The organism is Planctomycetota bacterium (assembly GCA_035574235.1).
Taxonomy (GTDB): domain Bacteria; phylum Planctomycetota; class MHYJ01; order MHYJ01; family JACPRB01; genus DATLZA01.
The window spans coordinates 1-23,692 of record DATLZA010000113.1 but is presented as its reverse complement, the minus strand read 5'-3'; the positions used below and the strand labels follow the sequence as shown (position 1 = coordinate 23,692).

At 67.2% G+C, this 23,692-nt stretch carries 22 protein-coding genes and 1 tRNA gene; 12 read left to right on the top strand and 11 right to left on the bottom strand.

From position 1 onward, the window contains the following. Window positions 1–14: 14 nt before the first annotated feature. Window positions 15–719, top strand: coding sequence for a zinc metallopeptidase (locus VNO22_10345; protein HXG61766.1), 705 nt, complete (start codon window positions 15–17; stop codon window positions 717–719). Window positions 720–749: 30 nt separating this feature from the next. On the opposite strand, the gene VNO22_10340 is transcribed toward VNO22_10345, so the two are convergent. Next, window positions 750–1,841 (bottom strand): hypothetical protein, encoded by a 1,092-nt coding sequence (locus VNO22_10340; GenBank protein ID HXG61765.1) that lies wholly within the window; start codon window positions 1,839–1,841, stop codon window positions 750–752. Between the two features lie 88 nt (window positions 1,842–1,929). On the opposite strand from VNO22_10340, the gene VNO22_10335 reads away from it, so the two are divergent. Beyond that, window positions 1,930–2,799 (top strand): TIM barrel protein, encoded by an 870-nt coding sequence (locus VNO22_10335; protein ID HXG61764.1) that lies wholly within the window; start codon window positions 1,930–1,932, stop codon window positions 2,797–2,799. Here the strand turns inward: VNO22_10335 and VNO22_10330 are convergent. Together VNO22_10330 and VNO22_10325 are read right to left on the bottom strand one after the other, a co-directional pair. Then, a complete protein-coding gene (locus tag VNO22_10330) occupies window positions 2,753–4,909 on the bottom strand; it encodes a PQQ-dependent sugar dehydrogenase (protein ID HXG61763.1) in 2,157 nt (718 codons plus the stop codon). The genes VNO22_10335 and VNO22_10330 overlap by 47 nt on opposite strands. An 88-nt stretch (window positions 4,910–4,997) precedes the next feature. Then, complete coding sequence (locus tag VNO22_10325; GenBank protein HXG61762.1) at window positions 4,998–5,762, bottom strand: glucose 1-dehydrogenase; 765 nt, start codon at window positions 5,760–5,762, stop codon at window positions 4,998–5,000. A 133-nt stretch (window positions 5,763–5,895) separates the two neighbouring features. Between VNO22_10325 and VNO22_10320 the strand changes: the two genes are divergently transcribed. From VNO22_10320 to VNO22_10280, 9 genes are all read left to right on the top strand, one after another. Beyond that, complete coding sequence (locus VNO22_10320) at window positions 5,896–6,363, top strand: amino acid-binding protein (protein HXG61761.1); 468 nt, start codon at window positions 5,896–5,898, stop codon at window positions 6,361–6,363. Window positions 6,364–6,428: 65 nt separating this feature from the next. Further along, a tRNA-Gly gene (locus VNO22_10315) sits at window positions 6,429–6,503 on the top strand. A 91-nt stretch (window positions 6,504–6,594) separates the two neighbouring features. Continuing rightward, the gene (locus tag VNO22_10310) at window positions 6,595–7,665 is read left to right on the top strand and encodes a tyrosine-type recombinase/integrase (GenBank protein HXG61760.1); all 1,071 of its coding nucleotides are present in this window, start codon (window positions 6,595–6,597) and stop codon (window positions 7,663–7,665) included. Window positions 7,666–8,697: 1,032 nt separating this feature from the next. Next, window positions 8,698–9,882, top strand: coding sequence for a DUF3631 domain-containing protein (locus tag VNO22_10305; protein ID HXG61759.1), 1,185 nt, complete (start codon window positions 8,698–8,700; stop codon window positions 9,880–9,882). Further along, window positions 9,879–10,232 (top strand): hypothetical protein, encoded by a 354-nt coding sequence (locus tag VNO22_10300; GenBank protein HXG61758.1) that lies wholly within the window; start codon window positions 9,879–9,881, stop codon window positions 10,230–10,232. Before VNO22_10305 ends, VNO22_10300 begins: the two co-directional genes overlap by 4 nt. A 578-nt stretch (window positions 10,233–10,810) precedes the next feature. After that, window positions 10,811–11,281, top strand: coding sequence for a hypothetical protein (locus VNO22_10295; GenBank protein ID HXG61757.1), 471 nt, complete (start codon window positions 10,811–10,813; stop codon window positions 11,279–11,281). A gap of 5 nt (window positions 11,282–11,286) precedes the next feature. Then, on the top strand, window positions 11,287–11,823 hold the full coding sequence (locus VNO22_10290) for a hypothetical protein (GenBank protein HXG61756.1): 537 nt from the start codon (window positions 11,287–11,289) through the stop codon (window positions 11,821–11,823). A 4-nt stretch (window positions 11,824–11,827) separates the two neighbouring features. Further along, window positions 11,828–12,052 (top strand): hypothetical protein, encoded by a 225-nt coding sequence (locus VNO22_10285; protein HXG61755.1) that lies wholly within the window; start codon window positions 11,828–11,830, stop codon window positions 12,050–12,052. Between the two features lie 73 nt (window positions 12,053–12,125). Then, window positions 12,126–12,779 carry a recombinase family protein gene (locus tag VNO22_10280; GenBank protein ID HXG61754.1) on the top strand — a complete coding sequence of 218 codons (654 nt, stop codon included), beginning with the start codon at window positions 12,126–12,128 and terminating at the stop codon, window positions 12,777–12,779. 156 nt (window positions 12,780–12,935) lie between these two features. Here the strand turns inward: VNO22_10280 and VNO22_10275 are convergent, their stop codons facing one another. From VNO22_10275 to VNO22_10255, 5 genes are all read right to left on the bottom strand, one after another. Continuing rightward, a complete protein-coding gene (locus VNO22_10275) occupies window positions 12,936–13,349 on the bottom strand; it encodes a hypothetical protein (GenBank protein HXG61753.1) in 414 nt (137 codons plus the stop codon). A 413-nt stretch (window positions 13,350–13,762) separates the two neighbouring features. Further along, window positions 13,763–14,683 (bottom strand): hypothetical protein, encoded by a 921-nt coding sequence (locus VNO22_10270; protein ID HXG61752.1) that lies wholly within the window; start codon window positions 14,681–14,683, stop codon window positions 13,763–13,765. Between the two features lie 954 nt (window positions 14,684–15,637). Beyond that, window positions 15,638–16,882 carry a hypothetical protein gene (locus tag VNO22_10265; GenBank protein HXG61751.1) on the bottom strand — a complete coding sequence of 415 codons (1,245 nt, stop codon included), beginning with the start codon at window positions 16,880–16,882 and terminating at the stop codon, window positions 15,638–15,640. 47 nt (window positions 16,883–16,929) lie between these two features. Continuing rightward, a complete protein-coding gene (locus tag VNO22_10260; GenBank protein HXG61750.1) occupies window positions 16,930–18,963 on the bottom strand; it encodes a hypothetical protein in 2,034 nt (677 codons plus the stop codon). Between the two features lie 9 nt (window positions 18,964–18,972). Next, the gene (locus VNO22_10255) at window positions 18,973–20,499 is read right to left on the bottom strand and encodes a hypothetical protein (protein ID HXG61749.1); all 1,527 of its coding nucleotides are present in this window, start codon (window positions 20,497–20,499) and stop codon (window positions 18,973–18,975) included. 142 nt (window positions 20,500–20,641) lie between these two features. On the opposite strand from VNO22_10255, the gene VNO22_10250 reads away from it, so the two are divergent. Continuing rightward, on the top strand, window positions 20,642–21,892 hold the full coding sequence (locus tag VNO22_10250; GenBank protein ID HXG61748.1) for a substrate-binding domain-containing protein: 1,251 nt from the start codon (window positions 20,642–20,644) through the stop codon (window positions 21,890–21,892). On the opposite strand, the gene VNO22_10245 is transcribed toward VNO22_10250, so the two are convergent. The 3 genes from VNO22_10245 to VNO22_10235 are packed head-to-tail and all read right to left on the bottom strand — an operon-like array spanning window position 21,855 to window position 23,439. Next, entirely contained in the window at window positions 21,855–22,091 is a 237-nt protein-coding gene (locus VNO22_10245) for a thioredoxin family protein (protein HXG61747.1), read from the bottom strand. The two genes, VNO22_10250 and VNO22_10245, sit on opposite strands and share 38 nt — an antisense overlap. After that, complete coding sequence (locus VNO22_10240) at window positions 22,088–22,789, bottom strand: type 1 glutamine amidotransferase (GenBank protein ID HXG61746.1); 702 nt, start codon at window positions 22,787–22,789, stop codon at window positions 22,088–22,090. Before VNO22_10240 ends, VNO22_10245 begins: the two co-directional genes overlap by 4 nt. Next, window positions 22,786–23,439: a MarR family winged helix-turn-helix transcriptional regulator gene (locus VNO22_10235; protein ID HXG61745.1), complete on the bottom strand. Its 654-nt coding sequence runs from the start codon at window positions 23,437–23,439 to the stop codon at window positions 22,786–22,788. Before VNO22_10235 ends, VNO22_10240 begins: the two co-directional genes overlap by 4 nt. Window positions 23,440–23,692: the final 253 nt, after the last annotated feature.

The window sequence follows — 23,692 nt, the reverse complement described above, 5'->3', positions numbered from 1 at the left end:
GAGACGGAAAAACGATGCTCTACGTCGATCCCGTCTATTTCCTGTTCGCCCTTCCGGGGATTCTCTTGGGGCTTTGGGCGCAGGCCAAGGTGCACTCCGCCTATCAGGAAGCCTCGCGGATCCGCTCCCGCCGCGGGCTCACGGGGGCCCGCGTGGCGCGGGAGATTCTCGAGGCGGAAGGCATCCGGAACGTGAAGGTGGAGCCCACGCACGGGTTCCTGAGCGACCACTATCATCCTCTCGAGAAGGCGCTGCGGCTTTCGGAGGCGAACTACGAAAGCGACTCGCTGGCGGCCGTGGGGGTGGCGGCCCATGAGGTGGGCCACGCGATTCAGCACGCCCGCGGGTACTTCCCGCTCATGATGCGCAGCGCGCTCGTGCCCGTCTGTTCCGTGGGAAGCTGGGTGGCCCAGATCGCGCTTCTTCTGGGAGGGCTTTTCCTGGCGAGCGCGCCGGGGCTGGGCAAGACGCTCCTTTTCTGGGCTCTCCTCGGATACGGGGCGATCTTTCTTTTCACGCTCGTGACGGTTCCCGTCGAATTCAACGCGTCCAGGCGCGCGCTGGCGGTCCTGAGCGAAGGAGGAATCGTCACGGCGGATGAGCTTCCCGAGGTCAAGCGGGTTCTGGACGCCGCGGCGCTCACCTACGTGGCGGGCCTCGTCTCGGCGCTCGGGATGCTTCTTTACGTATTCTCGCTCTACAGCCGCGCCCGCGAATAGGTCGCGGCGGGTCCGCCTCCCCGGGCGGCCTCAGTGCCCCGTGATTTCCCGCACTTTGCGGAAAAAGGCGCGCTTGCGGTCCGTGGTGAGCCTCCAGTTCACGGGGGGCGACTGGAAGCCGTCCTCGTAGTCGTTCTTGCCGGGATCGAAGTATCCCCAGGAGGCGTATTCGCTGATGGCCGCGATCATGTTGTTCATGGGCTTGTCGAAGTCGAAGTGGTCGTCCTCGTTGAAAAGGACGGGCATCGAGCGGTAGCCCGGGATCCGGCGCGTCCGGCGGACCAGGTCGGCGATCCGGCGGGGATCGTCCACGCCGTTGCCGTGCAGGAGGAGAAAGTCCGCCGAGCGCACGACGTTTTCCCCCGGCAGGGTGCCGCCGCCGTAGCTGGTGCTGACGAGGAGCCCGCGGCCGTGGCGGCGGCGGTTCTTGACGCGCTCCAGGAGTTCGTGGACGCGGTCCGGTTTCAGGATCGCGTGGTCGTACCGGATGTTGCACTCGTTGTTGACTTCGATCAGGACGTGGGTGTAGCCCCGGTCGAGGATCCAGTCCACGGCGGCGTCCGCGGCCCGGAGGACGGCCGCCTCGTCGCGCAGGCGCTGGTCCTGGCGGAAGTAGAAGAGGCCGAGGATCACGGCCATTCCGAGTTCGTCGGCGCGGTCGAGGACGCGCTCCAGACGCGCCAGGTACTCCGGCCGGAGATCGCCCGTTTCCGTGAAAGCGGAATTATGGTAGAGGTCGTCGCCCCCGTAGCCGCGGGGGTTGCCGCCCTGGAGGTTCAGGGTGAAGGCCAGAAGGCCGTGGCGCCGGTATTCGGGCAGCGCCTCGAGGAATTCCCGGACGTTGCGTTCGGGATCCCAGCGGCCCGTGTCGGGGTAGGCCCAGCGGTCGCGGGTTTCGGGGTTGAGGTCGTCGAAGATGCCTTGCACGAGCCGGGCGTTGAGGAGCAGGCCCTCGATCATGTAGCCCTGCCAGCTGCGGCCCTCGTAGGTGGGGCGGCCGTTGAGGAAGAACGCGTTTCCCCGGATGGAGACGTGGGTGCGGCGGGCGGGAGGTCCGGTTTCGGGCGTCCCTCCGCAGGCGGCCAGAATCGTCACGATCGCGGCCGGCGCGGCGATTCTCATGGCAGGTGCTCCCGGAAATTCGTGGACACGTTTTCGTCGTCGCCCGTATAGTCTAATGCCGTCCGTTTTCGAGGGAAGGGAGAAAACCATGGAAATCACCCGCCGCGCCGCGCTTCTGGCTCCGGGGGCGCTGGCCCTGGGACCCGCGCTGTCCGCCGCCGCGCAGGAGGGAGGAAAGGTCGTCCGCATCGGCAAGGTGAAGCAGTCGGTCGCCCGCTGGTGCTTCGGAAAGATCCCTCTGCCGGAACTCGCCAAGGCTTGCGCCGAAATGGGCATGGCGGGGATCGATCTCGTGGGCCCGAACGAATGGAAGATCGTCAAGGACCACGGCCTTGTGGTCACGACAGGCATGGTGGGGGCCGGAGGGATCGCCGACGGGATCAACGACCCCAAGCATCACGACCGGATCGTGCGCGCGTTCGAGGAGAACATTCCCAAGGCCGCCGCCGAGGGAGTGCCGAACGTCATCTGCTTCTTCGGCAACCGCGTGCCCGGCATGAGCGATCAGGAAGCCATCGACCATTCCGTCGCCTGCCTCAACCGGTGCAAGCCGATCGCCGAGCAGCACAAGGTGACGATCGTGATCGAGATTCTCAATTCGAAAGTCGATCACAAGGGCTATATCGGGGACAACACGCCCTACTGCTTCAAGATCCTGAAGGCCGTGAATTCTCCGTACGTGAAGCTTCTTTACGACATCTACCACGCGCAGATCATGGAGGGGGACGTCATCCGCACGATCCAGCAGAACCACGCCTGGATCGGGCACTACCACACGGGCGGCAACCCGGGACGCGGCGAGATCGACGAGACTCAGGAGCTCAACTATCCGGCGATCACGCGGGCGGTGCTCCGGACGGGCTTTCAGGGCTACTACGCCCACGAATTCATTCCGAAGCGCCCGGATCCGCTCAAATCGCTCCGTCAGGCGGTGGCGCTCTGCGACGTCGACGTCTGAGCGCGCGGGCGGCGAACCCGGCGAAGAGCAGCGCCTCGGCTCCGAGAAGCCCGCACGAGAAGCGGGAGCGGGAGTCCGGGCCGTCCGCCGGCGCGGAGGGGTCTTCCAGGCGTTCCGCCGGGATCGTTTCCAGGGGATTTCCGGCCGAGACCCAGCGGAGCCGGACGCGCCCGTCGCCGGTCCGGTCGTAGTACTCCAGGACGAGATCGTACGCCCGCCCGCCGACCAGATCGATCGAGGCGCTGTTCTGGGTGACGGCGTGATCGGTCCAGTTGTCGATGAGGAGCCGGCCGTTCAGCCGGAGCCGCACGCCGTCGTCGGAGTCCGTGACGAACGTCCAGGTGTCCGAGACCGGCGGGCGCAGGCGGGCCCGCCAGCGGGCCGAGAATCCGTCGCCGGGCAGGCCGGGGGCGGGGGCGGTCGTGCCCGGCCAGCTGAAGTCGATCGTCGGGTCGCGCCGCACGACCGGGGTGCCGGAGAGGTCGGGCGTGGGGAAGTATTCGGCGAGCGCGCCGGAGCCGGAACCGGCGGGGGGCGTTCCGGCGTAGCGGATCCGCCAGATCTTCGCGCCGGCGTCCTTGGGGGAGGAAGCGCCCTGGTCGCGGTAGAGGTCGCTGAAGTAGAGGCCGTCGGGGCCGGCGGCGAGCGCCACGGCGGTGGCTTTGCCGGTGCCGATGTACTCGGCGAAGAGGCGCGGAGGATCGGAAAGCGGGGTGTCTCCTGCCGGCAGGGCGCATTCGACGATCCGTTTGCCGAGCGTCTGCGGTCCGGTGGCGTAGGTCGGGCCCGATTCCGTGATGAAGGCGCGGCCCATCATCTCGGGCGGAAAGCCGCTTCCGCCGAAGGTTTGCGGTTCGATGAAGGCCAGATGCACCGGGGCGTGGGAGGGGTTCCACGCGTAGATCGCCTGGGTGAGCATGGAGGAATTCGTGCCGTCCCAGCCGAAGTTGCGGCCGGCGACGATCCGGGCCAGGCGGTCGATGGAAGGGCCGTTTTCGACCATGTAGAGCTCCCCGCCGGCGCTCCAGCGACCGCCGAAGGGGTTGCGGACGCCGTAGGCCCAGACGAAGTCCCGCGCGGTGATGCCGTCGGAGGCGTTGTAGGACGGATTGTCCGGAGGGGCGGTGAAGTCGGGGTTGAGGCGGAGGATCTTGCCTCGAAAGGAGGCGAGGTTCTGAGCGGTGCTCGGGTCGAAGCCGTCGCCGTTGTGGACGTAAAGCTTTCCGTCGGGGCCGATCGAGATCGTGGAAATCTGGTGGGACTGTCCCTGGGGTTCGCCCGGCATTCGGAATTCGGCGGCGACCGAGCCGGTGCGGCCGCCGTCGGAGCTCGTGAGGCGCACGATGCGCGGGTAGCGCGCTTTTGCGGCGGCGTCGTGGTAGAGCATCGTGGCGAAAAGATCGCCCGTGGCCGGGTCCACGCAGAGGCCGGTGAGGCCCTGTTCCCCCGCGCCGGGGAAGCTGCCGAGGGTCGAGGGGTCGTAGTTGAGAAGTCCGCTCGCGTAGGTTCCGGCGGTTCCGTCGCGGAAGACGACTTTGATCGTCCCGTAGAGTTCGGTGACGTAGAAGAGAGGGTCGGAGGGAGCGGTTCCGGGGGAGGGATGGAAGGCGATCGTGACGGGGAGCTGGAACCCGGAGGCGACCGACTCGATGCGGTAACCGTACCGCGCGGGGGCCCACGGGATGGGGGCCGGAAGGCCGGGCGTGCCGGCGGGGCTGGTGCGGAAGGTCCGTTCGGCCCACGGGGAGGCCTGGCCGGAGGCGTCGCGGAATCGGACGCGGAGGAGGTAGGACCGGTCGGGCTCGAGTTCGGTGCGGCCGGCGTAGGAGTTGACGAACGAGCCGTCGGCGAGGTGGATGTGGGTGCGGAGCAGGCCGGCGGCGTCGTGGGCCTGCCAGACCGTTTCGGAGGCGGTGGCGGGGAGGATTTCCCAGTCGCTGGAGGCGTGGGGATCGCCGTCGGGGTCGGAGTATGCGGCGGCTTCCATGTGGACGTCGGCGGGGGCGACGATCTGGCCGTCCACGGAGGGTTCGGTGATCGTGGGGGTGTCGGGAGGGGCGGGGGCGGCCGCGGCGGCGAAAAGGCAAAGGATGCCGAGCCTCGAACCCATACCCACCTCCCCGGAACGGCCCATATGGGCGGTTATGGGGAAGGAGCGTACCACGGGGGATACGGCGGGGGAAGCAAAACGCGCCGTCTCAGGCGCTGAAGCCGCCGTCGACGACGAGGGCGGTGCCGGTGGCGAAGCTGGATTCGTCGGAGGCGAGGAAGAGGATGGCGGCGGCGATTTCTTCGGGGGTTCCGAGGCGGCCCATGGGCTGGCGGGCGACGAGCTGGGCGAGGGCGGCCTGAGGGTCGGGGGCTTCCTGGAGGCGCTGGTCGATCCAGGGGGTGCGGGTCGTGCCGGGGCAGACGCAGTTGACCCGGACGCCGTCCTTGACGTGGTCGAGGGCCATGGCGCGGGTGAGGCCGACGACGGCGTGTTTGGAGGCGGTGTAGGCGGCGCGGTCGGGGATGCCGCGGAGGCCCGCGATGGAGGCGGTGTTGACGATGACGCCGCGGCGGCGGGGGACGAAGAGGCGGAGGGCTTCGCGGGAGAGGAGCCAGACGCCCTTGACGTTGACCCGGAAGATCGCGTCGAAGCGCTCGTCGGGCGTCGTCAGGACGGTGCCGGAGGCGCCGATGCCGGCGTTGTTGACGAGGATGTCGAGGTCTCCGAAGAGTTCGAGGGTGCGGCCGACGGTGCGGGCGGCGTCGTCGGGGCGGGAGACGTCGCCGGGGACGGGTTCGGCGCGGCCGCCTTCGGCGCGGATGAGGCGGCAGGTTTCGGCGGCGGCGGGTTCCGAGAGGTCGTTGACGGCGACGCGGGCGCCCTCGCGGGCGAAGGCGAGGGCGGCGGCGCGGCCGATGCCGCTTCCGGCGCCGGTGATGAGGACGACGCGATCGGGGAAGCGCGGCTTCATGGGAGCCGATCGTATCCGGGGCCGGGCGGCGTGTCGAGGACTTGGGCGGTCGGGATTTCCATTTATTTCGGAAGGCGGATCGGACTATCTTGGAGGGGTGCCGCGGCGGGGGGCGGCGGATGGAGGAAAAGCCATGCCGTTGAAGATCACGCCGGTCGAGTACTGGGTGGCGAAGATCGAGGACCGGGCGGGGGGCGCCGCCCGGGCGCTGGGGCCGCTGGCCGGGGCGCGGGTGAATCTCGAGTTCGTTCTGGCGCGGCGGACACCGGAGGAGCCCGGCCGGGGGGTGCTTTACGTCGCCCCCGTGAAGGGAGGGCGGGCGGAGGAGGCCGCGCGGGCGGCGGGGCTGTCGCGGGCGGCGGACCTGGCGGGGCTGCGCGTCGAGGGGGACAACCGGGCGGGCGCGGGCCACGCGATGGCGGACGCTCTGGGTCAGGCGGGGATCAGCTTTCGCGGTCTGGCCGCGTCGGTCCTGGGGAGGAAATACGTCTGCTACTTCGCGTTCGACCGCGAGGAGGACGCCCGGCGCGCCGCGGAGGTGCTCAAGGCCGCCGGCCGGAAGCAGGGGAAGCCGCCGGCGCGGGGGCGTGGCCGCGGTTAACGCTTGACCGGGCGCGGCGGGCGTGTTAGATATCGACGCACGACCCGGCCACGCGGCGTCGATCAGCGGGCGTAGTTCAGTGGCAGAACGTCTCGTTGCCAACGAGAAGGTCGCCGGTTCAAATCCGGTCGCCCGCTCCATTAAAGGGGTTTTTACGGAGTGGTGACAACCGGGTGACACACTCGTAGGCCGGACAAAGGGGGCCTCCCCGTGGCTGGATTGGAGGCTCATATGTTCGGTCCCATCCCTGTGGACCGCGGCGTGACGCTGCGGTGGCATCACGGCAGCTGGTGGCTGGACGTCACCGGCGGCGGACAGCGGACGCGCAAGAACCTCAAGACGGCCGACCGGCACCGGGCGCTTTCCATCGCCCGCCAGCTGGCCGACGACATCGTGCGGCGGCGCTGGAATATCGCCGGATCGGCGACGTACACGATCGAACAGGCGCTCCAGGACTATTGCCCCGCCCGGGGAGGCCAGAACGAGAGCACCCGCCGGAGCATTCGGAACATTCTCGGACGCTTCGCCGCCTGGTGCAGGGAGCGGAAGCTCACGCTTCTCGACAAGGTGACCCGGCGGGACATCGAGGCGTACCGCCAGGCGCTCCTGGCGTCGAAGAGCCCGAAGGGCCATCCGTACTCCCCGGTCACGGTCAACACGCACCTTTCGCGGGTGGGCTCTCTCTTCCGCTGGGCGCTTTTTTCCGGATACGTCCGGGAAAATCCGGTGGAGCATCTCCGCATGCTTCCCGTGACGACTCACGTCAAGCGGGTTCTCGACGGCGAGGAGCTCTCGAAGCTCGCCGCCGCATGCGCCAACGAGACGTTGCGGGACCTGGTCGTTTTCCTCTCGAACGTAGGGTGTCGGATCAGCGAGGCGCTGTCGCTGACGGCCGACGACGTGGATCTGGAGCGAGGGCTGATCACCATCCGATCGACGAAGGTCTATGAACACCGCCAGATCAAGGCGAACGACGCCGTGCTGGCCGTACTGCGCCGGCGGTTGCTCGCCTCCGGCGGGGGGCTGGTCTTCGCCAGCTCGAAGGGGACCAAATTGTCACGGGACAATGTGAGGCGGGACATGATCCTGGCGGCCCGGCGCGCGGGGCTCAAGCGGCCGGAGGAAGTGACGCCGCACGCGCTCCGGCGGTCCTGGGCGACCGCGACGGCGCCGCACGTTTCGTTGCCGGTTCTGGTGAGGCTGGGGGGCTGGCGGGACGGACGTGTCCTGGCCCGCCACTACATGGGCAGCGTGCAGATTGCGCCTCCCGTCGTCGTCCCGGCCCCGAAGACGGCGCCGTAGCGGACGGAGTTCCGGGCCGCCGCGTCCGCCCACGGGCGCGGCGGCCACGCACCCTCATCTCCGATGCCTGGACTTGATCCTTTCGTACACCAGGCTGTCGAGAATATTTGAATCCCCCACTGCCAGTTCGCGCCCTCGGACTTTTACTCCGCGTGAAGTTCTGCGCTCGATCTCCGGGGGCAAAAGATGGCTATGCCTCTTCCACCATTCCGCGGGGGGCAGATCCCGATCTCCGGGGGCAATGTCTTTGCTCGTTTTTTTGCGGAGGGGGCTGAATTTATCAAATACTTTTTCCAAGTCCGACGTCCCGAACACGAACTGACATGCGTCCCTCCTGAAGCGGATAAGACGAGTTCGGGTATCGCCTCTAGGCACGACGGTCCGCATCAACACGTGGCATCTCCGCGCCAACTCTCGGGTCGACATCCCCGTGATGAGCCACGTAAGGAGAACCCCCAGCGCGGCATGGGCGGCTTGGGGCGAATCCCATGGTACGCGAGGATCCGCCTCGCCGCGAGGTGGCACGACGAAAGGTCCCGCATTATGACCTTTCGGGAGGATTAGATACCTCCAGGAGTTGCTGCGAGGGATGAAATGCCGCCTCAGCACTTCGATTGCGTTCTCGAACTTCTCCGAAACGGCCTTCCAGCGGTCCTCTGCAAGGACGTATTCGGGCACGCGGGACCGGCGTCGAGTGGTGCGGCGCTGCACCACCGCAAGATAGCGGAGGATTTCGAGGGCGTCCAGCGCAATGTTAGAGCGCGGAGTCCTGCGGGTCCGGGAGGCCGCCGCGATCGCGAGGGTCTCACCGGCTACGCTCCGGGCGGCCATCGCCCGTGGGAACCTGGCTGCCGTCTGCATCGGCAGTGGCATACGGCGCCGGCACGTACGTGTGACCCGCGCGGCGCTCGAGCGATGGCTCGGCATAGGCAGCCACGGGGAGGTCCCCGCCGTCCCCCGGGTGGAGCCCGGGGGCGGCGGGGCCGCCCACTCGCCTGCACCCTCCTCTCCGAGCCACAAGGAGGTCATGCCATGAGCTGCGATCGTGGCCGCCGACTCCTCGACGTCGTGCGCGCCATCATCTGCCGACACGTGGTCTTGGACGCCGCCCAGGCCGACGCGGTGGCGGCGTGGGTCGTCCACACCTTCGCCGCCACGCGGCGCGTCGTCGAGGTGTCGCCCCGCCTGCTCCTGACCGCACCTCCGGCCTCCGGCAAGACGACGCTGCTGAGGGTCGTGGCGGCACTTGCGGACGAGGGCCGGCCGATGATAGCTCCTACGGCGGCCAGCATATGGAGGCGGCTGGAGGTGGGGCCGGCCACGATCCTCATCGACGAGGGCCACCACGTCCTGGAGGACCCGCACCCCGATCTCCTGGCCGTGATGGACGCGGGGTGGGAGGCGGACGGCACCGTCCCGCGGTGCGTGCGGCGCGACGACGCATGGATCACGGTGGACTATCAGGTTTTCGCGCCCGTGGCGATCGCCATGATCGGTCGTCCGCGGGAGGCCGCACTCCTGTCCAGATGCATCGAGGTCCAGCTCGTGCGCCACCGCCGGCCGCGCGGAATGGCACGCGCGACGCGGGACATACTTGCCCGGTATGCGTCCATCCGCGAGCACATCGGCCGGTGGGTCGAGTCCGTGGCGGACGCCATCCGAGCGGCGCGGCCGCGGATCCCGAGGGAGCTGTCTGACAGGTCTGCGGACCTATGGACGCCGCTTTTGGCGATTGCGGAGGTCGCAGGCGGACCGTGGCCCGCGCGCCTGCGGCGGGCTGCCGTCCGGCTCTCCTCGGAGGCGGAGCGCACCGCCGCGGCCGCGGAGGTGGACGTCGGGGTGCGGCTGCTCAGGGAGCTGCAGGCGGCGTGTCCCGTGGGCGTCGATGTATGGCCGACGCGGGACATTGTCTGGGCCGTGTCCGCCATAGATGACGCACCCTGGGCGGACTGGCGGGGCGGCATGACCCCCCACCGCTTGGCACGGATTCTGGCGGCATATGGAGTCGCGCCCGTCCACGCGCGCGTGTGCACGACCACCGTGCGCGGCTACGCGGTCCGAGACCTGCGGCGTGCGTGGGAGGCGTACGCCGCGCGGCCCAGACGTCCCCACACGTCGCCCACCACGGACTGCCCATCCGCGCCGCCGGCGGACGCGACCGCCGCCACTCCGCCGCCACCTGCCAGCTCCGCCACCCCCGAGGAGGCGAGCTCATGACCCCGTGGTATTCTTCCTCCCTCCTCCTCTCCAAACTCGGCCTCGGACTCGTCACGGTCCGCAAGTACGGCCGTGCGGCACGCTGGATCGCCTGCCGGGCATGCGGAAGGGGGTTGGTGGCGCTGTGGTGCAGTGATTGCGGGTGGAATCTGGAGCACTACTGGAACGCCTACCGCCACCTGGCTGCGATCCGCAAACTTACCCAGCTCCGGCTTCTCGAATGCCCCGAAGGGTGCAACAAGCGGCTCATCGATAGTCCCCCGGAGGAGATCCTCCTGGCCCAAGCCGAGGAAGCGGCCGCGGAAGAGGCCGCCCTTCCGAAGCGCTCCAGGAAGAAGGTGATGTCATGAGCATGGGCACTCCCACGCTCAAGGAACGTGTAGCCCACCTGCGGGACCAGGGCTTAAGCATTGCTCAGATTTCGAGACGTCTCCGCAAGGACCGGAAGACCGTAGCCCGATACCTCCGGGATGTCCCAAATGGGACAGGTGGGGAAATTCCCTATAGGAATTCGGATGGGGAAATTCCTCAAAAATTCCGCACGGAATTACTCAAAAATTCCTCAGCCAGCTTTCTCGAGGATCCTCAGGATGTCGAGATCGCCAGGGCGTTCCTCGACGGCCGCACAGGCGACGAAATCATCCGCTCGGGGAGGGATCCTGCAGCAGTAGCCCGCGTAGCCAAGACCTTGGCCTCTCTCGATCGGTACGAATCCCAGAGGCGCGCCCCTCTTCCGGAGCTTGTGCGCCGCCTTGAAGCCCTCGAGGCCGAAGTCGAACGCCAGAAATGGGAAACCGCAAGACTCGCGAATGCGCTGGCCACCCTCCGGAGCCCCTGCCCTGGGTGCGGGCAGGGGCTCCTCCCTCGTCTTGTTTGCCAGAGGTGTAATTCGGCTTACCTTGCGATTCTCTCGTAGGAGGCGCTGCTTATGACGGACTCCCCCTTCCGGCTCTCAAGCCTGGACGCGCGTTTCAAGCGCGCAAACTCCGAGATGGGTCTCGTCCCGGCGTTCATTTCAGCGTCTATAGCGCGAGCGAAGGTCCGAAAGCTCGAAAAGGATATCTCCCGCTTCCGCGTGCGCACCACCTCGGCCTTCGGGCGTCTCTCCACCGAATGCGGCCGGCAGAGCGAACTCCAGGCGGCGGTGCTGGCGGCGCGCGAAGCGGTGCGGCAGCTCCCCGAAGTCGAACGAGAGGTGCTCTTGCGCAAGGTGGAAGAAGCGGAACGGCGCCTGGAGGCCATCCGCCCGATCTGCGCCCTGCCACGGGGGACGGACGAACCTGCTGCCATGCCGCCGGGCGCTACGGAGCTTTCGGGGCAGGCGGGCACCCCCCAGGAAGGGGGGGTGCCCAGTGCCCAGGTGCCCACGGTGGGCAGTGGGCAGGTGGGCACCCCATGAGCCGTATGCAGCTACGCCGGGCGGGTCAGGCGGCGCAAAGGGAACTCGCCGCTCGTGAGCTCCGCCGGATCGCCTTGGCGTGTCCCGAGAGGGTAGCCCAGGAGATTCTCCGCAAAGTTCGGGAGGAGCACCGCCAGACCACCGAGCTTGATCGGGCGCTCATCAAAGACGTCCGGAACCGAGGGGGCGTCTGCTTTCCGGGCGGCATGACGCTCGAAGAATGGCGGAACCGTCTGCCGAGGGCGCTGCACGGCAGGAAGACCCGCTGCGTCCCCGCCGACGAACTGGCTCAGGAATTCTACGACCGCGGCATCATCCCGGACGCCTCCACGGATACCGTCCTCGACCACCTCGGCAAGGCGTACGAAAGGGCACGTTCGAAGCCGCCGGTTCCCGAGGAGCGGGAGCTGGTCAAGGAAGCCCGAAGGGTGGTCCGGGAGAAGGTCAACCAGGCGGTTCGGGAGCTGGTCCGGACGGCCCGGCGGGAGGGTGAGGCGTCCTGCCCGCCTGCGCGCCAACGGGAGCCGGGGGAGGAGGGATAAGACGGTGAAAGCTGTCGAAGCCGTCATGAACGCCGTGCTCGAGGAGCTCGTGCAGGCGGAGCGTGCGATTCACGGCCCTTCCTGCGAAGGACACGAAGCAATGCGCGAGCTTCTGGAGTTCTACAGGGACCGGGTGATCAAGCGGCTCAAGGAGGGTATACCCCCCACAAAGCGGCACAAGTGGCACAACCGGCACAAAACCATGAGTCTTTCGGATGAAAGCGCTTGAGCACCAAGCCCTTAGTGCCAGATTACAGCCTGTGCCACTTGTGCCGCTTGTGCCGGTTTCAGGAGGTATAGGGATGAAGGCCTGTCGTTACCGGCGCGTGAGCGATCCCTCGGAGAAGATCGAGAACCAGGATCGGGATACGGAGGACCTGATCGGCCGTCTGGGGCTGGCGCTCGATCCGCGCTATGACTATGCCGACGTAGGATCCGCCTGGGCGGAGCGTCCGAGGCTACCCCAGCGGGAGCGCCTCCTGCGGGATGCCGAAGCGGGACTTCTCAAGGGCTATACGCTCGTCGTCTGGGCGGCGGATCGGATTTCGAGGGATCCGGTGGATCTTCTGTCGCTCCTCCGGCGGCTGAAGGCCGCCGGAGTGCGGCTCGTTTCCTGTCGAGAACCCTGGCTCGATAGCGGAGGTCCTTTCGGGGAGGTGATGGCCTTCCTGGCCGGGTGGGCTGCCGGCATGGAAAGCGCCCGGAAGAGCGAACGGGTGAAAGCGGCGCTCGCTCGCAAGCGGGCGGCGGGGGAACGCCTGGGAAGGACGCCTCTTCCCATTGACTGGGAACTCCTGCGGGAGCTTCGCGCCCGCGGGTTCGGCGTCCGCCGGATCGCCAAAGCGCTGGGGGTTTCGGTCGGAACCGTTCACAAACGCCTCAAGGAACCGAGGGCCTTTTCTGAACCAGGGGCCGATCCCTCCCGTTCGGCGGTCCAGCGGTCGATCGTTTCCTGAACGGCCCGCTCGACTCTGAGCAGCGTATCTCCTCCTCGATCTGCTCCCGGCGGGGGAGCACCTTCAGTCGACCTCGGGTCCGATCGTATCGGGCCGGAGGCCCCTCCTTCAAAACCTAACGGATTTCAGGACATCCCCTTCTATATGTGCTCCCTCCTACTTCTTTCCTTTGCTTCCCCTGTCCTTCCGCTCTTCTTGCTTGCGCTTCCGCTCCTCTTCGTCTTCCTCCTTCTCCAATTCCTCGATCACCTTCTTGATCTCCTTCTCAGCCAAGTCGGCCAAGCGCGACTCGGCCATCACGTTGTAGAAGGTCATGTTCCGCCCCACCTCCGACTTGAGGATCTTCAAGGCTTCGTCGAGCACATTCGAGGGGAATGTGGATTCAACGATCTTCGCCGCTCCTTCCTTGAACCGTTCAAGGAAGCGTGTAAGGACAGCATTCTTGAGCCTTGCCTTCTTGGCGTCATCAAGTTCATCAAGATCCAACTTGTCCAGATTGCGCGCGATCAACCGCTTCGCCGTATCGATCCCGCCGGACAATTCCAAGTACTCGACCGCCCTGTGGTCCATCCAGTGTTCCTCCGCTGAGATACGATCCATTATACTGGGCCATCGAAAGAGGTTGAAGGGCGAGGCCCGTCCTCGACCTGTAGAACGAACCCCACGCCGTTCGGAAACAGCGCAGGCGAGTTCTGGAACAGCAAGGGATCTGTACCGCCCCCGGTTTCCCGGACAAGAAAGAAGGGTAGTCACGCCGCTTGACCCTCCGCCCGGAGGGTGACCGATAGGGGAGGCGTTGAGCGTCCTCATGCACGACTTGGCGACCCTCGCTTCGCGAGCGTCCTGCCCCCCCTTTCGCATGCCGCATATCCATCCCTTCCTTCGTTTTCTCCAATTTCCGACGAATCGGCTGCGCTATGGGTTCAGAGGCCCTTCCTTCAAATGCAGGGAGCTTCAGGACATTCCCCAAGCATCCCCAGCACTCACCGTTCTTCAAATCCGCCATTTTTAAGAAGTTCTTTGCCAGCAACCACAAGAGAAACATCATCGATCCATATTGTTCCCTTAGTGGAATCCATCACAACCCAAACTTCCATCCGGGATGCTTGCTCAGGAACCTCAACCGTTTTATCAATACGAACCCAAAATGGATGATCAGCTGGTATGATCGGTCCCCCCTGCGTGATACCGTTTCGGCCTGCATCCCAGAACCCAACTTGGAGCGCATCACGATTCGGTTCTGTCCCTTCGCTCCGGACCCAGGCCGAAAGCACAGCCTTTTTAGCGCCGACAGGAACAAGAATGGACTCGCTTTTGATCCTTGGAAAGTTTGGCCTCGGTGCTTTTACTTCGGATGAAATTCTTACCGAAACACGCCCAGAATGAGAAAACGTGCCATCGAGAGATGAACCGGTTCCTGCAAACGGATCCCAATTTCTCGCCTGACCCCTGATAACCCCTCTTCCGCCAGGGGAGGCGGACATTTTCCTGGCTCTTTCAATAAGCTTCATTCTTCCGACTTCATCGAGATCTTGAAGTGCTTTCATGTACCAGTAAATTGCTCTTCCGTATATCTCCTCACGAAATGAAGGAAACTTTTTCGTGGCATCTATCCAAGCATCACCGATCCGAACCTTTTGTTGTCCGTCTTGCACAGGAGACTGCTCCTCAAGAGCTGCTCTCTTCAGAGCGGGATCGGATCCCTTCGAAAGGAAGGAAACGGCTCTATCCCAATCCTCTCTCACGAACGCAAGATATTTGCCAAGTACGAGATTTGCGGAAGCATCTTCGGGGTTGTTCGAAAGTATCGCCTCCGCCTTCTTTGCATCCTCTTCCGTGGGAGGAACTTGCCCTGAGAGCACCTTTGGAATGATGAGCAAGACCAGGATGATTCTGAAGTTCATACAGACCTCCCGCTTAGACGTTTCACCCTCTTCTTGGGGGTTGCCCTAATTTCCGTCGGGCTCCCGAAGGGGCTAGCCAGTCCACATTCTTGACCGTCCTCCATCGCTTCACCTGCTGCGTTTGGGAACGAACCCTCTCCATCTCGCTGTGCCGACTTCCGTTAGTCTACACCAAAAATCATGCAACATTGGGGAACGTTCGCCGCATTCGAGGAGAGTCAATTATCTGAACTGGAAGGGCTCTTCTCCGGGGCAGGGTGCCCACCCCTTCGTTCAGCTTCTTCTCAATACCCCTCGTAGCCCCGCCCGCCCCCCAACCGGAGGGGGGCGCGGCGGAAGGGGGGGGCAATCATCGCGGTCTCTGCGCCGTCCTCGAAGCTCCGTAGGACGTACGCCAGGGCGTTCATTTTCCCCGCAGGCGAGTTTTCGAACGCCTCCACGCCCTTGTCTGCATCTTGCGCCGATCCACGCGCCACGGGGTGAGATGGCGTTGGAGCACGCGTTCTTCGAGAAGACGCGGGAACTCCGCCATTCGAGCAGAAACCTTCCGGAATCTCGCAAAACAATGCGCCTTTGACGAGAAGGACGCCGCTGCGTCCGCCCCCGGGTGGAGCCCGGGGGCGGACCGGGGAGCCAAACGCCCTTCTGCTTCGAGGAGAAACGGCGGGCCGCCGCCCGGCGAAGAGCCGCCCTCGCTTGCGCACGGGCGGGAATGCACAAACGAGGAGACGACTTTCTCCCCGACAACGAGAAGAGCGATGGTGACGCCGTGGTGACAAGCAGGGTTATTTTTGCTTCCTTGCGTGCGCTGCGAGGCGTAAAATTCGCGTCGATTTCGCTGCGTGGCCCCCTTCAGCGGAATTGCCAACGAGAAGGTCGCCGGTTCAAATCCGGTCGCCCGCTCCAAGCCCCGCCGGCGTCCTCCGGACTCTCCTCAGGCCGCTCCGCGCCGCATCACTTCCTCCGGTACCGGTAGACCCAGATCGTTCCGTCGTCGCGGCTGTCGCCGGCCGAATGGATGAAAACCGCGTTGAGCTCGGGGTCGTAGAAGCCGTTCTTGGCCTGCCCGTTCGCGCCGAGCTTCTCGGGAACGGGGAATCCCTCTCCTTCCCACGCGTTGGCCTCCGGGTCGTAGACGTAGACCCCCAGGCGCTCCCGCCGGTCGTCGTGCGCGGAGTGCATGACCAGCAGCACCCGGTCATGGTGCGGATCGTACGCCAGGACGGCGTTCTTCGTGGGATAGCTGTTCGAGCCCCGGCAGGGGGCGCCTTGGGGCCGAGGGTCGATCCACGCGTCGGTCTTCAGATCGTAGATCCACAGCGCGTTCGGGCCCGACGCGACCGGATAGCTTCCGCCGCCGATGTAGATCCGCTCGCGCCTGGAATCGTAGCAGGACGTGGCGTCGATGCCGAAGGGAGGCGGAGGACCGGACGGGCGCGCCTGGCGCCAGGCGTCGGCCACGCAATCATAGAACCACACGTCCCGGCTCCGGTGGGCGAAAAAGGCCCGTTCTTTCGAGGGGATGTAGATCAGCGTGTCCCCGTGGCCGCTCGGGGGCCCCGGCGTGCCGGTGCGCCGCCGGTTCCAGCGGCCGGTGGAGGCCTCGAAGAACCAGGGGCTCGCATCGGACGGCGGAGGTCGGAACCATCGCGCCCGCTGCGGGAGCGCGGACTTCTCGTAGCCGCCGGGATTGGGCATGCTCATGAAGCGGCGCCGGTGCGTATCGTACGTGTTCATCTCGTATCCGTGAACCTGCGAAGCCACGGGGATCCGCCGGCCGTCTTGCGTGGCCTCGAAGCCGTCCGCGTCGATCACGAGGTCCAGCGTTTTCGTGTCCGCCCCGGGATAGCAGCAGATCCAGCGATGGGCGTTCAGGTCGTAGAACCAGAGGTCGTCCATGTAGTGCCCGTCCGGCTTGGTGTACCCGTGGACGCCCTCGCCGAAGAGAAACGCCCCCCGAAGTTCGGAGGCCAGCGGCATCTCGCTCGTCCAGCTCCGCCCCCGCGCCCGGCCCCAGCGCGGATCGGGCGCCGGCGAGCCCAGCTCCAGCCACTGGTTGTCCCCGAGCGCCTGGATTCCCCGGAGATGCGGTCCGGGCGGCGAGGGCAGACCCGCCAGCGGGTTCCGGCTTTCCTGACCCAGAGCCAGCCCGAGGCTCCCCAGACTCCAGCTCAGGAACGTCCGCCGATCGATGACCATGGTCCCGTCTCCCTCGGGAAATCTCTTTCGCCGCGACGGAGCGACCGTCACTGGTGCCACTCTCCCACGAACGGTTCGTAATACTTTTTCCACTCCCGCTCGTACCAGACCGGCGCCGAGGGATGCCCCTCCTGGCCGATCGCGTCCACCGCCACGACGTAATAGCGGCGCGTTTTTCCGGCCGCTTCGGGGTCGCGGAAGGAGGTCCGGGCGATCGGCTCGGGGGTGAGACGCGAAACCGTGTCCTTGTCCCACCTTCCGTCCATGCGGTAGACGCGATAGCCCCGTATCGCCTTCTCGGGGTTCCCCGCCCACTTGAGGTGGCCGCTCGCTCCGTCTTCCCTGGAGAAGAGCCACTGAGGCGCGGAAGGAAGCGTGAAGACCGCCGGCGAAGGACCGCCTTCGACCCCGAGCGCGTTGACGGCCCGCACGCGGTAGGCGTAGACCGCGAAGCGACAGGGCCGCCCCGCCGGGTCCAGCTGTTCGGAATTCAACGGCGCGTCAAACACCGGATCGCCGTCGATCTTCGGAAGCGCCTCGAGATTCACGGGGTCCGTGAAGGAGGTCCCGCCCACCGGCGCCTCGGTGAGCCGCCGGAACGGCCCCACCTTGCGGATCGCGCCCACCGAGGGCGGCTCCAGCGGCGGCGTGCGGGACTTGAGACGCTTGAGCTGGTCCTCGGAATAGACCTCCACCGCGGCGCGCTCGACATGGTACCCCACCGCGGGATCGCCGGGAGGAGGCTTCCACGAAACCTCCACCTCCTCGCGGGAAAGCACGGACACCACCACGTCTTCCACGAGGGCCGGCTGGGTGCGTCCCCGGGCGCGGCCCACGCGGTAGTGATAAAGGGTTCCCGGCTGGAGCCCCGAATCCACGAACGGCGCGCCGGCCTCGCAAACGCCGACTTCTCGGAACTCCGCCTCCCACGGCCGCGGCCCTTCGCCGCGAAACACCGCATGCTTCCCCGGCGGTCCCTGAAAGACGAGCTCGGCCCCGTCTTTCCGCGTCCTCAGGCGGAGCGACATCGGCTCCGGCGGCCGTCCCGCCGCGTAGCGGTAGGTCCAGACCTGCTGCTCGCGGGGCCTGCCGGGGCAGTTCTCGAGATAGAAGAGATTGTGCTCGGGGACGAACATGAGATCGCGCGCGCGGTTGCCCGACGGGTCGGGTTCGCGGGCGGGGTTCATCTTCGTCCACCGGTCGGCGCCGGCGTCGTAGGCCCAGGTCTCCAGACGGTGCCGGGCGTCTTCGTCCTTGCCCTCCGTCACCTTCACGATCGCCAGGACCACGCGATTCACCGAGTCGTAGGCCAGGACCGCGTCGTTCCTGTCGGCGGGCGGCAGGGGGTCGGGCCGGCGCGCGCTCCATTCGTTCTTCCGGAGGTCGTAGACCCAGGTCGCGTCGTCCCGGCTGAACTGCGCCCCGAAGAGGACGTGCAGCCTTCGGGCCTCGTCGTAGCACATCTGGCCGCCCGAACGGAACTCCGGCTGGCGGGCGGGCTTCATTCGATGCCAGGTGTTGGCGTGGGGGTCGTACACGAGCGTGCCCTCCCGGCTTCCCTCCCCTCCGAAGATCACGACGACTTCGTGGTCGCTGTCCCAGGAGGCGCACCGCAGCGGCGCGATCGGCGGGGCGGGCAGGGGACGCCGGTTCTTCCAAAGGTTGGTTTCCAGCTCATAAGCCCAGACACTCGTGTTATTGAGGTAAAGTTCCCGATGCCACTGCCACCCGTGGCCCCCGCTGAAGGAGGGGAATCGGAGGTAGACCCCTCGGGCGGGGTCGTAGATGTTCTGCTGGACGCAGCAGACCCCCGGAGGGGAGGTGTTGGGCTCCTTCAGCGTCCACGCCCAGCTCCTGGGATCCAAGATCCATACTTCCGAGCCTTGCTCCCCGCCGCCTCCCTGATTGTGACCGCCGTAGCGCAGAAGAACGCCCTGCCGCGCGTACCAGACGCAGTCCCCTTCGTAGCCCAGCCTCGGCGACACGGGGGTCGCTTCGACGGGCGTGCGCTTGACCCAGGTGTTCAGCGGATGATCTTCCTGCGGAGCCGCCAGCAAGAGCAACCATCCCAGGACCGTCATGACGCCTCCTCAGCGCGCCTGAACGGCGTACTCCAGGTAAAGCATCTTCGGAGGGGTGTTGCCGCCGACGTCGATCCGCCAGCGGTGGGGCAGCGATCGGGCCGTCTCGCTCACCGTCCGCGGTTCGCCGTAGCTCAGCCCCGATCCGTCGAACTGCGTCCTCTTTTCGGCGGCGGTGGCCTCCTGGAAGGCGTAGGTCACCCGGACCGTGCGGTCCGGAGGCAGCTCCTCGGCCGCGGAGAGGGTGACGACGTTGGAGCCGGCCAGAAGGTACGGCTGAGCGGAGCGGTTGTGCTGGACGACCGCCTCGAACCGGAGCTTCGAAAGCGCCCCGGAAAACTCCGCCTTGATCCAGACGTCATATTTCTGCCGGATCCGCGCCGAAATGTCGCCCCCCGGCGTTTCCGACCACGACTGGCCGCCATCGGTGGAGATGGAGAAGGTCCCGTGACCCTCCAGCTCCGCTTCGAGCCGGCCCGTGACATAAGGATAGGGCAAGGGCAGTTTGAAAACCGCGCTCCCGGCCGTTGGCGCAACGATCTTTCCTGCCTTCGCCTGGGCGTTTTCGAGGGCGATATCGGCCATGTCGGCGGCTCGGGAGAAGTCCGGCGCGTAGATCAGGCGTCCGTTGGAGTGATTGCGCGGTCCGTAGTGTTCCAGGATCGGCCCCAGCGTCCGGTCGTTCCGGAAGTCCCTGATGCCGCAGGAGTGCTGCGAGCGCTGCGGCACGGCCGCTTGGCCGGGCTCGCCCCGCCACTCCAGGCGCATCGTCGCGCCCGCCGGAAGCCGCAGCGACGGCGCGTAGTTCCGGTCGCGTCCCGTAACGGAAGCCCATCCGTCCTCGGGTCGGGAGGGTGGATAAGGTGTGGAGGTCTTGCACCCCTGAACCACGCCTTCGGGATCGTCGCCGCAGCAGAGGTAGTGATCCGGCGGCACCCGGCCTTCCTGCGGCGCCTCCCGCACGATCCCCGGGTCCTCCTTGATGTCGTCCTGACCGGCGATCGTCTTCCGGTCGCGCGTCCAGTAGTAGCACTTCAGGAAGACGTCGAAGTAGTGCCAGCGGCCGTCGTAGAAGACCTCGATCGTCGTGTGGCCCGGGTTGCTCCATCCGCGGTAACGCACCTTCCAGCCGGCGGTTTCGAAAAGGGCCTTGAGCACCGTATGCTGTCCGCCGCAGAGACCCCAGCCGTAGACCTTGATCACCTTGAGCGGCCCCACCGACTGGGGCGGGGTCTCGACGGGATACGGGGCGTGGAAAATCGTGTGGTGGAGCCAGGTGTGGAGGGCGATGGCTTTCTCATCGTTCGTCGCGGCGTCCGCCAGGCGCACGACGTCGCGGACGATCGATTCGAGGGAACTCGTATCCACGGTGCGGTCGGTGGTCACCTTGAGCCCTTCGGGGGCCGCCCGCAGGCGTCCCTCCCGGAGGCGGGCGTCGCAGGGGATGTCGCCCCCGGGCGCCCCGTTCGCCCGGCGATTCACGGGCGCGACGCCGTGAAACCCGGCCCACAAGACGGCCAGCAGGAGCAACCTCATCCGGCACCTCCGAGCGCATGCATGGAGCTTCCAACATAGTCCTACACGGAAGGAAAGGCGGCGCGATATTTACAAGATGATTGTATAATTGGGAATCCGGGCGGACGATCGGTCGGGCGGTCCGGTTCAGGAGGCGGCATCCGTGGGAAACGCGGCGGACAGGCGACCGAAGCTTCCGCGGATCGAGCGTCCGTTGAGCCTGGTGAGCCGGACGGAGCGGATCCTGCGCGAGGCGATCGCCCAGGGGCTTTTCCCGGGCAACCGTCTGCCGCCGGCGGTGGATCTGGCCGAAGAGCTCGGAGTCAGCCGCGAGACGGTGCGGCTGGCTCAGGAGGCGCTCCAGCGCGAGGGGCTCCTGGTGAAGATTCGGCGTCGCGGGACGCTGCTGGAGCCGCCCTCGCTCCGGCTTCGGGCGCCCGAAAAGGCGCGGGCGCTGGCGTACCTCCAGACCGACTATCCCTCCGCCCGAGGGAAAGAGGAAGCCGTCACGCCTACGATCAGCGGCCTGATGCTCCAGGGGGCCCTGCGCGAGGCGGGCCGTGCGGGCTACGAGCTCCTGCTTCGTCATGCGCCGCCCGCGGAGATGGACGAGGCCCTGGAGCGGCTCCTGAGAACCGCGCAGCTCCGGGGGATCATCTTCGCGTCCTTCGGGGAGGAAAAGCTCGTGCGGCGCGCGCTGGGGCTGGGGGTGCCCGTCATGCTTTTGGACCACGAGCTGAATCTCCCGCGGGTCGGGTCGGTGCGCGAGGACTCCTTCCAGGGAGCCCGGGCGGCGGTGGCGCACCTGGCGGGGCTCGGCCACCGCCGGATCGCGTACGCGCACTGGAGACGGGAGGACCTGAACCCCTGGCGGCTGCGCGGGTATCGCCAGGGGCTCCGGGACGCGAGGCTCCCGCGCCGAAGGGTCTGGGAGATGTCGGTCGAGTTGACCCCGGCCGGAGCGGAGCAGGTGATCGAAACGCTGGAGCGGCTGCATCCCCGGCCGACGGCGCTTTTGTGCTTCAACAACACGCTGGCCAAGCTCGTGGTGGGCGGGCTTCGCCGGCGCGGAGTGCGCGTCCCCGGCGAGCTCAGCGTCATGGGGGGCGGGGGCGAGCCGGTGGCGGGCCTGGCCTGTCATGACGCGGACTGGTTCGCGATGGGGCGTTGCGCGGTGGCGACGCTCCTGCGCGCGATCCGCTCCCGCGGGGCTTCACGGCCCGAGCGCCGCCTTTTCCCGCACGCCGTTCTCCCCGGCTCCACGGCCGGCCCTCCCGGCGGAGTCCATCCTGCGGTCCATGGGGTTCTCGGAGACGGCCGCCGGGGGGCGGGCCCCCTCGCGGGGGGAGGGGGCCCGCCGTGCGGTTCGAGGAGGCTCAGCGGCGCAGATCCGCCAGCGACGCTCCGAAGTTGATGTGGTACGGCTTCCCGTTCAGAACGAGCGCCGGGACCGACTTCACCCCGGCCTTCTCCGCCTCGGCGATCCGCGCCTTGTCCCGGCCGAGGTGGACCACCTCGAGCTGGTAGCGCGACTTGTCGATCGCCTCCGCCACGAGCCGCTCGGCGTCCACGCAGACGGGACAGCCGGCGTGATAGAAGGTCGCCTTCGTCATGTCGATCGGCTCCTTTCCGGTCGATCCGCCGCCCGGTCGAAGAACCGGGCGATCACCCGCCGCCCGGAGCGCTCGACCGATTCGCGCTCCGAGGGCACGATCCGGACGCCCTCCGGCAGATGCGGGGCCCACGCTTCCGCCAGAGGGGCGTTCAGTTCGACGTGAAACTGCAATCCGTAGGCGTTCGCGCCGATCCGGAACGCCTGGTGGGGATACGCCTCCGAACGGGCCAGCCAAACAGCGCCCCGCGGAAGATCGAAGGTCTCCCCGTGCCAGTGGAAGACCGGAAGCTCCGCCTCCGGTCCGAGCACCGGATCGCGCCGTCCTTCCTCCGTGAGCCGGACGGAGCCGAAGCCGATCTCCGGCGCCGGTCCGGGATAGACCTCCGCGCCGAACGCCGAGGCCAGCAGCTGCGCGCCCAGGCACACGCCCACGGCCGGAATCCCGCGCCGCGCCGCCTCGGCCAGAAGCCGGCGCTCGAGATCCAGGTGCTTCAGGCGCGGAGCGTCCCGCACCGACATGGGGCCTCCCATGACGATGAGCCCGCCGAACGCGTCAAGCCCCGACGGGTCCGGAACGGGGTCGCTCCGGTCGGTTCGAACGACGCGCAGGGGGATGCCGCGGCGTTCGGCCTCTTCCGCCCACAGCCCGGGGCCTTCGAACGGCACGTGCTGGATCACGATCCACGGCCGGTTCATGCGCGTCCTCCTCGGGGCGGGGCGGCGGCGGGACGGTGGTCCGGACAGTCCACCCGCAGCGTGGCCGGCCCCAGGGGAAGCCCCACAAGCGCGCACAGGTGGGGCCGGCGCGGGTCCCGCCGGACGTTCGGCCGGAACCAGGCGCACGTGCGGCAGATCCGCGCCTCCTGGATCGCGCCGCGGTCGAGCAGGCTCACGATCACGTTCTGCATCGTCCGGAAAAGGATCTCCTTGTCCGCCTCGGAAAGTCCCTCGAGTCCCTCGCGGAAAAGCTCGGGCCAGAGCACGAGGCGGCCTCCCAGGCGGCGTCCGGCCGCGGAGGCCTCGACGCGCACGCGCCGCCGGTCGGCCGGGTCGGGCCGGCGCCGCACGAGCCTTCGGGCTTCAAGGGCGGCCACCGAATCGCTGACGGTGGGCTGCGTGAGGCCCAGCCGCGAGGCCAAGGCGCCGATCTCGAGCGCGCCCTCCCGCGAGAGGGCGGCCAGGATCTGGGCCTGCACGGCGGAAAGGCCGTCCCGGGCCGCGGCCCGGCGAAGATCGTGCCGCGCCGCCAGCGCGACCTTGGCCAGCGCGGCGGAAAGACGCTCGTCGAGGGAGCCCGAGGCCCGCTCGAACCGGGCGAGCGCGGAAGGACGGACGTCGTCATTCATATAGGACTCCTATATATTAGGGGGAGGACGTCCCGGAGTCAAGCTCGAGCGGTCGTGCGGGAGCCGTCGGGGCGGGCGCTACCGGGGCGCGGACCCGGCCGGCGCGGGGAAGTCCCGGCGGTAGCGCGCCAGAAGACGGTCCGGGTCGTTCTCCATGAGGTAGACCTTCCCGCGCGCGCGCTTGGTCTCTCCGGGCCGAAGCCCGCCCAGCCGGAAGTCCGAATGGATGCAGGCGACGACGCCCTGGAAAAGC